Origin of the sequence: Streptomyces humidus (assembly GCF_014649655.1) — a bacterium.
Classification (GTDB): Bacteria; Actinomycetota; Actinomycetes; order Streptomycetales; family Streptomycetaceae; genus Streptomyces; species Streptomyces humidus.
In genome coordinates this window covers 14,688-28,563 of the sequence record NZ_BMTL01000020.1, presented here as the reverse complement: position 1 = coordinate 28,563, position 13,876 = coordinate 14,688, and the positions used below count along the sequence as shown (strand labels likewise).

The window sequence follows — 13,876 nt, the reverse complement described above, 5'->3', positions numbered from 1 at the left end:
TGCGCGAGGGCCTGGTCACCCCCTCTTCCTCTGCGGTGACGTGACGCTGGGCCGGGGCGTCGATCAGCGGAGTCTTTCTCGCCGCAGCGGTGCTCAAGGTGCGGTGCACCCAGAAGTCCCACCCGCAGGCGGCCAGCGATGCCCACGATCCTGGCGGGCTCTGGCGGGGCGAGGAGGCAGCGATGAGTGTGGGTGTTGTGGCGGGTACGGCTCATCGAGCGCTTGCCGACGCTGTCGCGGCGGCGCTGGGCACTGCGCCGGTGGCCTGCGAGCTGGAGCGCTTCCCGGATGGTGAACTGCGGCCCGATGTCGGCCAGGTGCAAGGCGAGGACGTGTATGTCGTTCAGCCCACGGGGCCTGCGGTGAACGAGCACCTGATCGAGTTGCTCCTGCTGCTCGATGCCTGCCACCGAGGTGGTGCCGACCGACTCACCGCCGTCGTGCCGTACTTCGGCTATGCCCGGCAGGACCGCCGGACGCGGGCAGGCCAGCCGGTGGGAGCCCGGGTCGTGACCGAGGCACTTGAGGCTGCGGGTGCGGACCGGCTGGTCGTGGTGGACCCGCACACCGCCGCGCTGGAGGCGATGTGCGGCATGCCGGTGGAGATGCTGACGGCGGTGCCGGCCATCGCTGCCGTGCTTGCCGAGGAGACACCCGGTACGGCTGTGGTGGTGTCGCCCGATTTCGGGGCGGTCAAATTGGCCGAGCACTACGCCTGCCTGCTGCGGCGCCCCGTGGCCGTGGTGCGCAAGACCCGCGAGTCGGGCACGCGTGTGCAGGCCGAGGAACTGGTCGGTGATGTCGCAGGTCGGCCCACGGTCATCGTGGATGACATGATCAGTACGGGCGCGACGGTGGAAGCGGCGGTGCGCGTCCTGCTCTCCTGCGGGGCCGCTCCGGACATCACCGTTGCCGCGACCCATGGCCTCTTGGCGGGAGACGCCCGGGACCGGCTCGCACAGCTCCCGCTCCGCCGCGTGCTCGTCACGGACACGCTCGCCACAGGGCAGACGCAGGCGCTGCCGCTCCAGGTACGGTCCGTGGCCCCGCTGCTCGCCGACGCCATCAACCGCCTGCACAACAGCGAGCCCCTGGACGCTCTGCTGATGCGCTCCTGACGTGTGTAGCGGAACGCCGCAGTTCTCCCATACAGGAATCAGCGTCCTCGATGGCCATCGATCACTGGAGCGCAGGATGCCGCCTCCTACCGCCGCCACGACGCGGACTTGTGCGAGGACTTGGATCCCACGCCGACCCAGTGCGTGCGTCGGGCCTCGTAGCAGCGTCAGCCGAATCTATCCGGCGCTTTCGGCTTCCTTGGAGACGGTGGCGTGGACGTCATGGATGAGCCGCTGCTGTGCTTCGGTGAGGCCGCACAGGATTGCTTCTCCGGTGCCGGGAGTGGTTCGGCTGCCGCAGATGGTCAGGTTGCCGAAGACGTACTGGTCCGGGCCACCGAGGGCGGCCAGGAGCGGGCCGGCAACGCGGTTCGGCGGATATGCGCCGCCATCCAGGGCGGACGTGTCGGCGACGTGGCCGTGCAGGCCGTTAACGCCCCAGGCAGGGCGCTGGACGGGGAAGGCGGCCGGCGCTCCGTGGTGTGAGTCGGCGTCCTTGCACATCTGGTCGGGGACGCCGTCGCGGTACTCCAATCCGCCGTCCGGACGGATCAGTGCGTAGATACCGGTCATGTTGTGCTTCCGTGTGCGAGCGGCGTTCCGCCCGCCTGACGTGTTGTCAGGCGGGGCGGGCAGGTGGTCCGGTTTGGCGGTGGTGGCGGATGGCCACGATGGCGATCCCCGACCCGTTGACTTCGTGCGCGGTCAACGGGTTGCGCCGGATGAGTGAGCGGTGCATGGCAGTTGCGATGCTGAGTGACCGTCAGGCCCTGGCCCGCGCCCTGCCGTCGCCTGCGTGCCGACCGCGGACGAGCCCGTGGAGCCGGTCAGGCAGTCGGCTGGAGGAGGAGCGCGCGGATGTCGTGCGGGAGCTGGTTGAGCGCCGCCTCCAGTTGTCCGGGGGAGACGTGCTCGCGTACGACGGCGGCGACCGCTGGGGCGATCCGGGGGACTTCTTCGGCCGTGACTTTGGCTTCCTGGACGAAGCGGTTGACGTAGCCTTCGCGGTCGTACTTGACCGGTACGGCGCTGGGGTCCCAGCCGTCGTAGTAGATGCCCCGCAGCAGTTCGGGGAGTTGTGCGGCGAAGTTGGCGGCCACGTCGACGGTGAGCCGGTCGCGGAGTGTGTGCAGCCAGGTGCGCAGCACCCGGTGGGCGAGGTGGCGGTCGTCGGTTCCCAGAGCTTCCGACGTCGCTTTCAGCCAGATGTTCGCGGTGTGGATGGCGTGCTCGAAGTCGGGCGGGTGTGTGGGGGGCATGGGTCTTTCCCTTCCGGTTTGTCCGTGGCTGCCTTGTGCTGCACGGGATGGCGCGCCTCCGCGCGGACCGTGGTCGGTATGGAGAGCGGCCAGCTCATTCAGATGCGGCGGGTGTGCGGGCGGCGACTGTCCGGTGGCGTGCCACATGTGCAGCACAGGGTGCACGCGGTGGCATTTCTCTAACGGGCTCCATGCTATGGCGGACGGAACCGGTCGGCAGCCGCAGCACTGCACGGCATCACGGGCGCCACACGCGAGGGACCATCAGGGTGGCCGCCGACAGGGTGCGCCGACGGGGGAGCCGCCCGAGCATGGTCTTGTGCCTGTCCGTACGGCCGGGCGATCACGTGATGCCCCCTGCACCCGGGCTCGTACCACACGCGGCGGGGTCACCCTGTGGTGCAGGGAGGGAGAGCCGTGGGCCGCTATGCGCGTGTCGTGGTCAAGCTCAGCGGCGAGGCGTTCGCCGGTACAGCAGGGACAGCCGGGACCGGGACCGATCCGGTCTGCCTGGCTGGGCTGGCGGACGAGGTCGCCTCGGTGCACGACCTCGGTGTGCAGACCGCGGTGGTCGTCGGAGGGGGCAACCTCTTCCGGGGGCGGCTGGCCGGGAGTTGGGGGATCGGGCGGGCCGAGGCGGACGACATCGGCATGCTCGGCACGGTGATGAACGCCCTGATGCTGTGGGGTGCGCTCACCGCGCGCAGCGAACCGGACGTGCGGGTCATGACGGCCGTTGCGATGCAGAGCGTCGCCGAGCCGTTCATCCGGCTGCGCGCGGACCGGCACCTGCGGCGCGGCCGGATCGTGCTGCTGGCCGGAGGCACCGGGCAGCCATATGTCACCGCCGACTACGCCGCGGTGCAGCGGTCCCTGGAGCTGTCGGCCGATGCGCTGCTGGTCGCCAAGCGCGGAGTCGACGGCGTCTACGACAGCGATCCGAAGACGCATCCGGACGCGAAACGGTACGAGCATCTCACCTACCGGGAGGCGCTGGAGCGGAGCGTGAAGGTGATGGACACCACGGCCTTCGTCCTGGCCGAGGAGCAGGGCCTGCTCATGCATGTCTTCGACGTCGCGGCGGCGGGCGCCATGGCAGCGATCTGCGAAGGGCGCGATATCGGCACCCGCATCACCGCCGACTGACGCGCGGCAGCACCCGGCCGGCACCGGCGCGCTGCGTGCCGCAGCATCGCCGAACTCGGCGACGTCTTGTCGGCGCGGGCGTGGCCCCGGCCGCCGGGTACGGTGGCGCGGGCTCAGTGGCGTGCGAGGCGGTGGTGGGTGATGCGGTGCGGGCGCGCTGCTTCGGCTCCCAGACGGTCGATCTTGTTGGCCTGGCAGGCGGCGAAGTTGCCCTCGTACCAGAACCAGTCGGCGCCCCCTTCCCAGGCCAGGATGCGGGTGGCGGTGCGGTCCAGGAACCACCGGTCATGGGCGGTGACCATGACGCAGCCGGGGAAGCCGAGCAGGGCGTTCTCCAGCGAGGCCAGGCTCTCCACGTCGAGGTCGTTGGTCGGCTCGTCGAGCAGCAGCAGATTTCCTCCCCTGCTTGAGGGTCAGGGCGAGATTGAGCCGGTTCTGCTCGCCGCCCGACAGCGCGCCAACCGGTTTTTGCTGCGCAGCGTGCAGATGTCCGATGCCTCCAGCCTCCCGTCAGGGATGCGGGACTGCCGACAGTTCCGGCCTGCCTGGTGCGGGAATCGCTCCGTCGCCGAAGCGTGTGAACCGATGCCCGGAGCCCCCACGGGCGACACGGCCTGGCGGGTGGGTGCGGGCCCGTCGGCCACCATCACCGGCAGGGAACCGAGCACGGCCGCGCGCCGGGGTCGGGGTGGCGCAGCAGTACAGCCACCTGTCCTCCAGGCGGAATTCCGCCGATGAACGATGACCAGTTCGGCGCTGCTCCCTGCCGACGTGCGGATCAGTCCCGCCGTCGATCGATCGTTGCGGCCCTGACGCGCCACGGGGGCAGCCGCCTTCATCCTCGACCGGGCGGTCCCGCCGCAGGCGTCACGCCCCGCTGCCGGAGGGGGAAGCGAAACGAGCTGGGTCAGGCGTTGGTTCAGCTCATCGATCTGTCCGGTGAGCTGCTCGATGCGTTCTGCGAGCATGCGCAACGTCAGGTGGGTGGCCTGGGTCACCGCGTCCTCGTCACCCCCGCCGCCGGGTAGGCCGAGGCGTGCGCAGGTGCGGAACAGCTCGCGGTTGCCCAGGCTGGACAGCTGTTCCCGAAGGGCGGGATCGGCGATGACCAGAACGGCTTTGAGCTGGTTGATCGCCTGGGTACGGGCCTTGACCGCGGAGTCCTTGCCGAGTTTCAACATCCGGGCGCTGCGCACCGGACCGTCGCCGGACTTGGCCCGGGCCCGGGCCCGACCGCTGAGCACTGCCCGCGCGGCGGCCTGCGCATCGAGCGGGTCCGACTTCCCCAGCAGCCGGCGGGCCGAGCGGTCGGGCCGGTTCACCTCATACACCTCGACCTGCTGCGCCAGCAGGTAGCGGGACAGGCCAGCGCCGAAGGTGCCGGTGCCCTCCACGCCGGCCCGGCGCACCGTCCCCCGCTTGCGGGCCCACACGAGCAGCTACCGATAGCCGGCCGCCGTCGCCGGAAAGGACTCGGTGCCCAGGACCTTCCCCAGCGGGGAGATCACGGCGGCGACGTGAACCTCGCCGTGCGTGTCCACGCCCAGGACGACTTCGCCGGGAACAGGTGGATCCGTGCTGGTGCAGGAGGTACTGCGCCGTCTGGTCGTCATGGTGGTTGGCCTTTCCCGCGCGTGACGTGCTGGGTGGAACGGCACCCGCCCGCTTGGGTAGTTTCCTGCCTCCGGGACCTGGTCGCCGGCGCCGATGCCGGTCACAGCCAGTCCTTGCGCTTGAACGTCAGATACAGCAATGCGGACAGGAGCACGATGACGGCGGCGGAGGTGATGAATCCCGACTCGTGGCCGAAACCGGGATAGGGGAGGTTCTGGCCGTAGTAGCCGGTGATCGCGGTGGGAACGGCGATGATCGCGGCCCAGCTCGTCACCTTCTTCATGATCAGATTCATGCTGTTGGCCTGGACCGAGAGGTTCGTCTCCATGACCGAGGCCACCAGGTCCCGCAGTGATTCCGTCCACTCGGTCGCACGCAGCACGTGGTCGTAGACGTCCTGGTAGTACGGGACGAGAGGGCCGGTGATCAGATGCAGGCCGGGACGCATGAGCCCGTTGACCACCTCGCGCATCGGAAGCACGACACGGCGCAGCCGGACGAGCGACTTACGCAGTGCGAAAACCCGGCGCTGCACGGCGTCGATCTCACGGCGCCCGGCCGCGAAGAGCAGGCCCTCCAACTCCTCGATGCTGTCGTCCAGTTGCTGGACCGCGGCGAAGTGTCCGTCCACGAGATGGTCGAGCAGACCGTGCAGCAGGAATCCGACGCCGTGGCCGGCCAGGTCCGGGCTCTCGTCCCAGCGGGCGACGACGTCCTCGATGTCGAGGCCGTCGTCCTTGCGGACGGTGATCATGGCCTGACTGGTGAGGAATACGGCGATCTCGCTGTACGTCAGCTGCGCACCGTCCGGGCTGACGGTCACGGCGTAGGCGCTGAGGAACTCGTGGGTGCGATAGCGGTCGAGTTTCGGCCGCTGTCCACGCTGGGCGGCATCCTCCAGAGCCAGTTCGTGGATGCCGAACTCCTGACCGAGCATGGTGAGTTCAGCGGCTCCGGGCCGGTGCAGGTCCAGCCACAGGACCGACGCCGGATCAGCGAGATGCGCAGGGACGTCACCGACGGGAAAGTCCTCCAGGACCAGAGTGCCGTCGTGATACAGCCGGGTACGCGTCACCATGGCCCGAGGCTAGTGTCTTATATCCCTTTCATGCCACTTCGCCCTGATTGCCAGCGCGGCAGGTTCATCGACAGCGGCCACCCTCCGGGGCGGATCTCACGACGTCAAAGCCCGGCGACATCCGCAGGCTCCGGCCGACGAGCACCAGGGTGCCGGTCCGAAGGCAGGAATGCGGGTACCCGGCTACGGCATCGCATCCGGCGTACACCGCCCGACCGGATGCGGCCCGTCCGCCAGGAAGGACACGCCGACAGCATGACCACGCACACCCCTCCCCGTCGCCCACCTCCCCCCGCAGGCGGCAGTGATTTCGCCCGCCTGTCCAAGAAGATCGCCGAGGCCGGCCTGATGAACCGGCGCCCCGGCTACTACACTGTCCGGTCCATCGCCGTGGCCGTCGCCTACGCCGGGGGCTGGAGCGCGTTCGTCGTCATCGGCGCCGGCTGGTGGACCCTGGCGGTCGCCGCGTTCCTCGCCATGATGTTCGGCCAGGTGGCTCTGCTCGCCCACGACGTCGCCCACCGCCAGGTCTTCCGCCGGCGCCGGCCCAGCGAGACGGCCGGCCGCATCGCCGGGGCCGCGATCGGGATGGGCTATGGATGGTGGCAGGACAAACACACCCGCCACCACGCCAACCCCAACCAGGAGGGCCTCGATCCCGACATCGCCCCCGACCTGCTGGTGTGGTCCCAGGACCAGGCCCGCGCCGCGACCGGGCTGCCGAGGATCATTGGCCGCCGGCAGGCGTTCCTCTTCTTTCCCCTGCTCCTGCTCGAAGGGGTCAACCTTCATGTCTCCAGCGCGCGAGCACTTGGCAACCGCGCCCTGAAGAACCGCGTCCTGGACGGCACGCTGCTCTACGGGCACATCGCCTCCTACCTGACCGCAGTGTTCCTCGTCCTCCCACCCGGCATGGCGATCGCGTTCCTGGCCGTCCACCAGTGCCTGTTCGGCCTGTACCTCGGTTGTCTGTTCGCCCCCAACCACAAGGGCATGCCGATCCTGACCGGCGACGACCGCCCCGACTTCCTGCGCCGCCAGGTCCTCACCGCTCGCAACGTACGCGGCAGCTGGTTCACCGACCTCGCCCTGGGCGGCCTGAACCACCAGATCGAACACCACCTGTTCCCCAGCATGCCCAGCCCACACCTGCGCAGGGCCCGGCCCATCGTCCGCCGCTACTGCCAGGATCTGGGAGTCGACTATCTGGAAACCGGACTGATCGCCTCCTACCGGCAAGCACTCGCCAGTCTCCACCGAGCAGGAGCGCCACTGCGGCGAGCCCGTATCGGCAGCGCCCCAGCATGACGCACCGGCGCCGGCGGCGTACTCCAGAGCCCTGTCCCGGTGCCCGGCTGGAGTGATCCGGTGAAACGCACTGCCGGAACAGCCCCGTCGGCTTCCCGGCGGGGCTGCGCCGCCTCACGGCTCCCCCTTGAGGTGGCTGCTGACGCGGTCGCGCGAGCGCGGCCACCAGGCGCCGTCCAGCAGGGCCGTTGCGGAACCGGTGGGAGCGAGCCTGAGGCGAGGGACGGGGGCGAGCCCGCCTTGGGGTGAGGCCGGGCGGGAGACGGTCGCAGTCATGACGCGAACCCTGCCTCAGGCCGACCGGAACCGGCCCGGCGTACTGGATCACCGAGAGCGACACAGACATGAGGCCGGCGTTCGACCGGTGTTCGAAGGATCCTCGGTAACTCCGGCGCACTTCTGGACAGTACGCCTTGGACCGGTCGAGACGAGCCCGTTCCCTGCCGTTCGGGCATAGCGTTGATGCAGGTCGTACCGATCGTTGTCAACTCCGCCAGTCGTCGACCCGCTGGTGTGTCGGCCCGCCGACGCGTCCGCGGTTTCCGGCGAGGGTCTGCATGGCTGGAAAGGCGGCATGGTGGAGGACATGGGAGATGAGAGGCGGTGCCGGTCGGCGGCCGAGCCGGATTTCTGGCGGCAGGTCGTCCGACGGCTGGGCACAGCTCTCATCGTGGTGGACCCCACCGGACGGATTCTCGCGGCCAACCCGGCCGCCGAGCGCCTGCTGGGCCGTGCCGCCGCCGCCATGCGGGGCGAGGACGCACACGACCTGCTGCACCGGGACGCGGCCGGAGGCCCGGTGCCCCGGGAGCAGTGCCCACTACTGCGGTCCCTGGCCGAGAGAGCCGAGGCACGGGGGGAGGGTGAGATCTGTCTGCGCGGTGACGGCCGTCTGACCGCGATCTCCTGGTCCGCTTCCCCGCTGAGGGACGACAGCGCCTTCCAGGGCATGGCCGTGCTGTTGACCGACGCCGCCGGCAACCGCAGCACGCGCCGGGAGCGTGCGGCCTACACGCGGGCTCTGGAGGACCGCACCGAGCGGCTGACGCTGGTGGCGGAGATCACCGACGTGCTGGGTCAGACACTCGAGATCGACGAGGCCCTCGCCCGGCTGGGCCGCCTGCTGGTTCCCCGCCTGGCCGACTGGGCGGCGGTGGATCTGCGGGTCGGTACCGAACAGGTCCACCGTGTGGCGGTGACGGGCCCGGGGGGCCGCCACGCCGCGCAGGAGGACTGGCGCGAGCGCCTGCCCCAGACGGAGGTGGGAAGAGCCCACTCTCCGCTCGTCCAGGTATTGAACGGCGGTGATCCCGTCCTGCAGCGCGAAGCAGACGTCACCGAGCCGGCCGGCTCTGCCCTGGCCGCCGTCCACAGCGGCTTCCTGCGGGCGGTGGGCGCGACATCCGCCATCACCGTGCCGCTGGGCTCCGCCCGTCAGGTCGCCGGCGCCCTGACGCTGGTGCGCACCGACCCGGAGTCCCCCTTCGACACCGAAGATCTGAAAGTGGTGGGCGACATCGGCCGCCGGGTCGGCCTGGTCATCGACAACGCCCGCCGGTTCGGCCGCCAGCGTGCCGTCGCCGAGGCCATGCAGCGCAACCTGCTCGCCCCGCTGCCCCGGCTCGGCCGCCTGCAACTGGCCGCCCGCTACCAGCCCGCCCCGGCCGGCTCCCAGGTCGGTGGCGACTGGTACGACGCCTTCGAGCTGAAGGACGGCACGCTCGCGCTGGTCATCGGCGACGTCGTGGGTCACGATCTCACCGCCGCGGCCGGCATGGCACAACTGCACGGCATCCTGCGGTCACTGGCCTGGGACCGCACAGGCCCACCCGGTGCTGTCGTGGACCGCCTCGACGACGCCCTGCCCGCCATCACCACCGTCCCCATGGCCACCCTCGTCCTCGCCCTGCTCGAAGGCAGCCCGCACACCGGCCCATGGACGCTGCGGTGGACCAGCGCCGGGCATCCGCCGCCCCTCCTGCTGGCCCAGGACGGACAGGCGCAGTACCTCGAAGCCGGGCAGGGGCTCCTCCTAGGCGCCGGTTCGAGCACCGTCGGCAGCCGACCGAACGCCACGCAGTCGCTGCCGCCGGGTTCCACCCTGCTGCTCTACACCGACGGCCTGATCGAAATCCCCGGCAGCGACCTCGACACCGGCCTCACCCGTCTGCGCCACCACGCCCTCGCCCTCGCCCACGAACCGCTCGACACCCTGTGCGATCAGCTACTCGTCCGCATGCCTCCCGGCAACACCGACGACGTGGCCCTGCTCGCCCTGCGGATGCCGTCCTGAACCATGACGTGTGCAACTGGAGGCGTGGACGTTTATCTCGCGGAACGGTCGCGGAGCGTTACCCCCCTGGTCGATGACGAGGAGACGGGTTCGCGTGAGACCCGCACGCCTGCCCTTCTTGGTGGAAGGGATCCGGTGTGACGTGGACGCGACCGCTTGCAGTACGTCGGCACACGACCACGCACGCACCGACCTACCGACGCTGGGTCGGTGGCGTGGACGCGGTTCGCGATCCGCCCGCGCGGAGAGACATGCCGTGCCGTAGACACTCCTCAAAGACGGTTGGGTTTGCAGGAGCGAAGGGCGCCTCCCGCTTGGGCGCGGAGATTCCCTGGGTGACGGGCTGTGCCTCGGCCGTCAGAGCGGCGGCGTCGCCCCCTCCTTGCTCCGGGTGCTCAGGAGGGGAGAAGCCGGGCGCAACGGCGCCCTCGACGGACGTTGCACGCACCTGTTTGAGAAGCCCCGTCGGGCCGCACCGGCGAGGTTTCTCGTCGAACACCGCTATCACACACATGTCACCGACTGCGTCGACTCCCCCGGACCAAGACGCTCTGACCTGGAACTGTGCGGTCACCTTGGACTGACCTGGACGCCGACAGGCGGTCTCTACAACCTGTGCCAGGTGGTGCCCAGTGAGGGTCCCAGGATCAGGACGGGAGCCTCCTCTGGCCCGTCGAAGCGGTATTGCAGGGTGTTCGACGGTGTCTCACTCACGCCTCAGACCCTCTCACGTATCACGGACGCCCCTGTAACGGGGGGACGCTGGATGCCGTCCTGACCAGGTTGCAGACCTCCCGGGCGGCGTATCGCTCGAGGCACCGGACGGTCGCACGCCGGGTCCTGCCCTCCTGGGTGCGGCGTTCGTGGTACGCCCGGGTACCGGGATCGCAGCGCAGCCGATTCAGACGTCGCCGTGGGCCGTACGGCGGCGCAGCGCCCGGGGCGACATGTCGACCGGCTCGATCCGGTCCGCCCGGCGTCGGGCATCGCGCAGGTCCTGCCGACGCCGGGTGCCGCGCCAAGGCAGATCCGCAGCCTTCCGCGTGCCGTGTCATCCCTCGAAGCGGTAGCCCATGCCGGGCTCGGTGATCAGAGCGGCGCGTCCTCGTGCATTCGCCTTTCGTGCAGTACGGGCGGACGTGAAGACCGGGAACGGCACAACCGGCCTCATGGCGGCGGGAGTCGGCGGAGCCGAGATCCCTCACCGGTCGCCGGCTCCCGTGCGGATCGCCGGATGACGCCCTCAGCTCCTGTTCGCCACGAGGTCCTTGAGCGCGATGTTGAGCTCCAGCACGTTCACCCGGGGCTCGCCCATGAAGCCGAGCGTGCGGCCCTGGGTGTGGTCCTTGACCAGCTTCTCCACCCGGGCAACGGGCAGGCCGTTCTCGGTGGCAACCCGGTGGGCCTGGATCTCCGCGTACGCCGGGGAGATGTTCGGGTCCAGGCCGGAGCCCGAGGAGGTCACCGCGTCGGCCGGGACCTCGGACGGCCTGACCGTCCAGCCGGGCACCGAGTTGTCCTTGATGACGGCGGCCTTGGCGTCCTTCACCTGCTGGATGAGGTCCTTGCTGTCGGCGGAGAGGTTGGTGGCGCCGGACAGCAGCAACTTGTACCGGGTGTTCACGCTGTTGCTGCCGAGGCCGTTGGCCGGGCGGCCCTGGAACCACTTCAGGTCGGGCTCGGGGGTCTCCTGGCCCTTCTTCAGCGGCAGGTTGTACGACTGCCCGATGAGCGAGGAGCCGACGACCTTGCCGTCCGACTTGATCTCCGAGCCGTTCGCCTTGTCGTGGAACAGCCCCTGAGCGATGCCGGTGATCACCAGCGGGTAGATGACGCCGGTCACCAGGGTCAGCACGAGCAGGGCGCGCAGGCCCGCCCACAGCAGCCGGGTCGTGTTCATGACGGAGTTGTTCATGGTGATCAGCACGCCTTTGAAAAGTCACAGCCCGGGAATGAGGGAGATGAGCATGTCGATGATCTTGATGCCGATGAACGGGGCGATCAGCCCGCCGATGCCGTAGATCGTCAGGTTGCGCCGCAGCATCTTGTCCGCGCTCACCGGCCGGTACCGCACGCCCTTCAGGGACAGCGGCACCAGCGCGATGATGATCAGCGCGTTGAAGATGACGGCCGAGAGGATCGCGGAGTCGGGCGATTCGAGGCCCATGATGTTGAGCGAGTTCAGGCCCGGGTAGACGGCCGCGAACAGCGCCGGGATGATCGCGAAGTACTTCGCCACGTCATTGGCGATGGAGAACGTCGTCAGCGCGCCCCGGGTGATCAGCAGCTGCTTCCCGATCTCGACGATCTCGATCAGCTTGGTCGGGTTGGAGTCGAGGTCGACCATGTTGCCGGCCTCCTTGGCGGCCGACGTGCCCGTGTTCATCGCCACGCCGACGTCCGCCTGCGCGAGGGCCGGCGCGTCGTTCGTGCCGTCACCGGTCATCGCGACCAGCTTGCCGCCCGCCTGCTCCCGCTTGATCAGCGCCATCTTGTCCTCGGGCGTGGCCTCCGCGAGGAAGTCGTCGACGCCCGCCTCCTCCGCGATGGCCTTGGCCGTCAGCGGGTTGTCGCCCGTGATCATGACGGTCTTGATGCCCATGCGGCGCAGCTCGTCGAACCGCTCCCGCATGCCGTCCTTGACGACGTCCTTGAGGTGGATGACGCCCAGCACGCGAGCGCCCCTGTCGTCGTGGACCGCGACGAGCAGTGGGGTACCGCCCGCTTCCGAGATGCGGTCGACGACGGCGCCGGCGTCCTCGGCGACGGTGCCGCCCTGCTCCTCGACCCAGGCGACGACCGAGCCGGCCGCCCCCTTGCGGATGCTGCGCCCGTCGGCGTCCACGCCCGACATACGGGTCTGGGCGGTGAAGGCGATCCATGCGGCACCGACGAGCTCGCCCTGGTGCCGCTCGCGCAGCCCGTACTTCTCCTTCGCCAGGACGACGATGGAACGGCCCTCCGGTGTCTCGTCGGCCAGCGACGACAACTGGGCGGCATCCGCCACCTCGGCTTCCGTCGTGCCGCTCACCGCCACGAACTCGGCCGCCCGGCGGTTGCCGAGAGTGATGGTGCCGGTCTTGTCGAGCAGCAGGGTGGAGACGTCGCCGGCGGCCTCGACCGCGCGGCCGGACATGGCCAGGACGTTGCGCTGGACCAGGCGGTCCATGCCCGCGATGCCGATCGCGGAGAGCAGGGCGCCGATCGTGGTCGGGATCAGGCACACCAGTAGCGCCACCAGCACGACCATCGTCAGGTGCGTGCCCGCATAGTCGGCGAACGGCGGCAGCGTGACGACGGCCAGCAGGAAGACGATCGTCAGAGACGCCAGCAGGATGTTCAGCGCGATCTCGTTGGGCGTCTTCTGCCGGGCCGCGCCCTCGACCAGGTTGATCATCCGGTCGATGAAGGTCTCGCCCGGCTTCGTCGTGATCTTGATGACGATGCGGTCGGACAGCACTTTCGTGCCACCGGTCACGGCGCTGCGGTCGCCGCCGGACTCGCGGATGACCGGAGCCGACTCACCGGTGATCGCCGACTCGTCGACCGAGGCGACGCCCTCGACGACGTCACCGTCGCCGGGGATGATGTCGCCGGCCTCGCAGACCACGAGGTCGCCGATCCTGAGGTCGGTGCCGGGCACCTGTTCCTCGGCGCCGCCCACCAGCCGACGGGCCACCGTGTCGGTCTTGGCCTTGCGCAGGGTGTCTGCCTGCGCCTTGCCCCGGCCCTCGGCGACCGCCTCCGCCAGGTTGGCGAAGACGACGGTCAGCCAGAGCCAGGCACTGATGGCCCAGCCGAACCAGTCGCCCGGGTCCTTGAAGGAGAAGACGGTGGTCAGGACGGAGCCGATCCACACCACGAACATGACGGGCGACTTGACCATCACCCGCGGGTCGAGCTTCCGGAAGGCATCCGGCAGCGACCTGACCAGCTGTTTCGGATCGAAGAGGCCCGCGCCGACGCGTCCTTCGGCGGGCTTGTGCCCGGTGGGGACGTCGCTGTGCGGCGCCCGGGTCGCAGTGGCTGTGAACATCGAGTCCTCTTGCTTCTCTCTACG

12 protein-coding genes and 1 pseudogene are annotated in these 13,876 nt (G+C 69.7%); 4 read left to right on the top strand and 9 right to left on the bottom strand.

Annotation, left to right across the window (positions count from 1 at the left end; translation table 11 throughout):
* Positions 1-89: 89 nt before the first annotated feature.
* Complete coding sequence (locus IE239_RS23060) at positions 90-1,118, top strand: ribose-phosphate diphosphokinase (protein WP_229878256.1); 1,029 nt, start codon at positions 90-92, stop codon at positions 1,116-1,118.
* Between the two features lie 177 nt (positions 1,119-1,295).
* Here IE239_RS23060 and IE239_RS23055 read toward each other — a convergent pair whose 3' ends face one another.
* Together IE239_RS23055 and IE239_RS23050 are read right to left on the bottom strand one after the other, a co-directional pair.
* The gene (locus IE239_RS23055) at positions 1,296-1,691 is read right to left on the bottom strand and encodes a hypothetical protein (RefSeq protein ID WP_190151276.1); all 396 of its coding nucleotides are present in this window, start codon (positions 1,689-1,691) and stop codon (positions 1,296-1,298) included.
* Between the two features lie 254 nt (positions 1,692-1,945).
* Positions 1,946-2,377, bottom strand: a complete 432-nt coding sequence (locus IE239_RS23050) for a DUF2267 domain-containing protein (protein WP_190151275.1) — start codon at positions 2,375-2,377, stop codon at positions 1,946-1,948.
* Between the two features lie 417 nt (positions 2,378-2,794).
* Here IE239_RS23050 and pyrH point away from each other — a divergent pair, with 417 nt between their 5' ends.
* The gene (gene pyrH, locus IE239_RS23045; protein WP_190151274.1) at positions 2,795-3,523 is read left to right on the top strand and encodes a UMP kinase; all 729 of its coding nucleotides are present in this window, start codon (positions 2,795-2,797) and stop codon (positions 3,521-3,523) included.
* A 113-nt stretch (positions 3,524-3,636) separates the two neighbouring features.
* On the opposite strand, the pseudogene IE239_RS23040 reads toward pyrH, so the two are convergent.
* The 4 genes and pseudogenes from IE239_RS23040 to IE239_RS23030 form a co-directional block, all read right to left on the bottom strand.
* Positions 3,637-3,997: pseudogene (locus IE239_RS23040) on the bottom strand (ATP-binding cassette domain-containing protein); the annotation flags it as partial.
* Positions 3,937-4,932 (bottom strand): IS110 family transposase, encoded by a 996-nt coding sequence (locus tag IE239_RS42280; protein WP_268254528.1) that lies wholly within the window; start codon positions 4,930-4,932, stop codon positions 3,937-3,939. The pseudogene IE239_RS23040 and the gene IE239_RS42280, both read right to left, overlap by 61 nt.
* Positions 4,933-4,962: 30 nt before the next feature.
* Positions 4,963-5,136 (bottom strand): IS110 family transposase, encoded by a 174-nt coding sequence (locus tag IE239_RS42275; RefSeq protein WP_229878254.1) that lies wholly within the window; start codon positions 5,134-5,136, stop codon positions 4,963-4,965.
* A 101-nt stretch (positions 5,137-5,237) separates the two neighbouring features.
* Positions 5,238-6,215 (bottom strand): magnesium transporter CorA family protein, encoded by a 978-nt coding sequence (locus tag IE239_RS23030; RefSeq protein WP_190151273.1) that lies wholly within the window; start codon positions 6,213-6,215, stop codon positions 5,238-5,240.
* Positions 6,216-6,470: 255 nt separating this feature from the next.
* Here IE239_RS23030 and IE239_RS23025 point away from each other — a divergent pair, with 255 nt between their 5' ends.
* Positions 6,471-7,523 (top strand): fatty acid desaturase family protein, encoded by a 1,053-nt coding sequence (locus IE239_RS23025; RefSeq protein WP_190151272.1) that lies wholly within the window; start codon positions 6,471-6,473, stop codon positions 7,521-7,523.
* A 114-nt stretch (positions 7,524-7,637) separates the two neighbouring features.
* Here IE239_RS23025 and IE239_RS23020 read toward each other — a convergent pair whose 3' ends face one another.
* Complete coding sequence (locus IE239_RS23020; RefSeq protein WP_190151411.1) at positions 7,638-7,799, bottom strand: DUF5994 family protein; 162 nt, start codon at positions 7,797-7,799, stop codon at positions 7,638-7,640.
* Positions 7,800-8,109: 310 nt separating this feature from the next.
* Here IE239_RS23020 and IE239_RS23015 point away from each other — a divergent pair, with 310 nt between their 5' ends.
* Positions 8,110-9,816: a SpoIIE family protein phosphatase gene (locus IE239_RS23015; RefSeq protein WP_229878253.1), complete on the top strand. Its 1,707-nt coding sequence runs from the start codon at positions 8,110-8,112 to the stop codon at positions 9,814-9,816.
* Between the two features lie 1,243 nt (positions 9,817-11,059).
* Here IE239_RS23015 and IE239_RS23010 read toward each other — a convergent pair.
* Complete coding sequence (locus IE239_RS23010) at positions 11,060-11,731, bottom strand: potassium-transporting ATPase subunit C (RefSeq protein ID WP_190151270.1); 672 nt, start codon at positions 11,729-11,731, stop codon at positions 11,060-11,062.
* A gap of 24 nt (positions 11,732-11,755) precedes the next feature.
* Complete coding sequence (kdpB, locus tag IE239_RS23005) at positions 11,756-13,852, bottom strand: potassium-transporting ATPase subunit KdpB (protein ID WP_229878252.1); 2,097 nt, start codon at positions 13,850-13,852, stop codon at positions 11,756-11,758.
* Positions 13,853-13,876 lie beyond the last annotated feature (24 nt).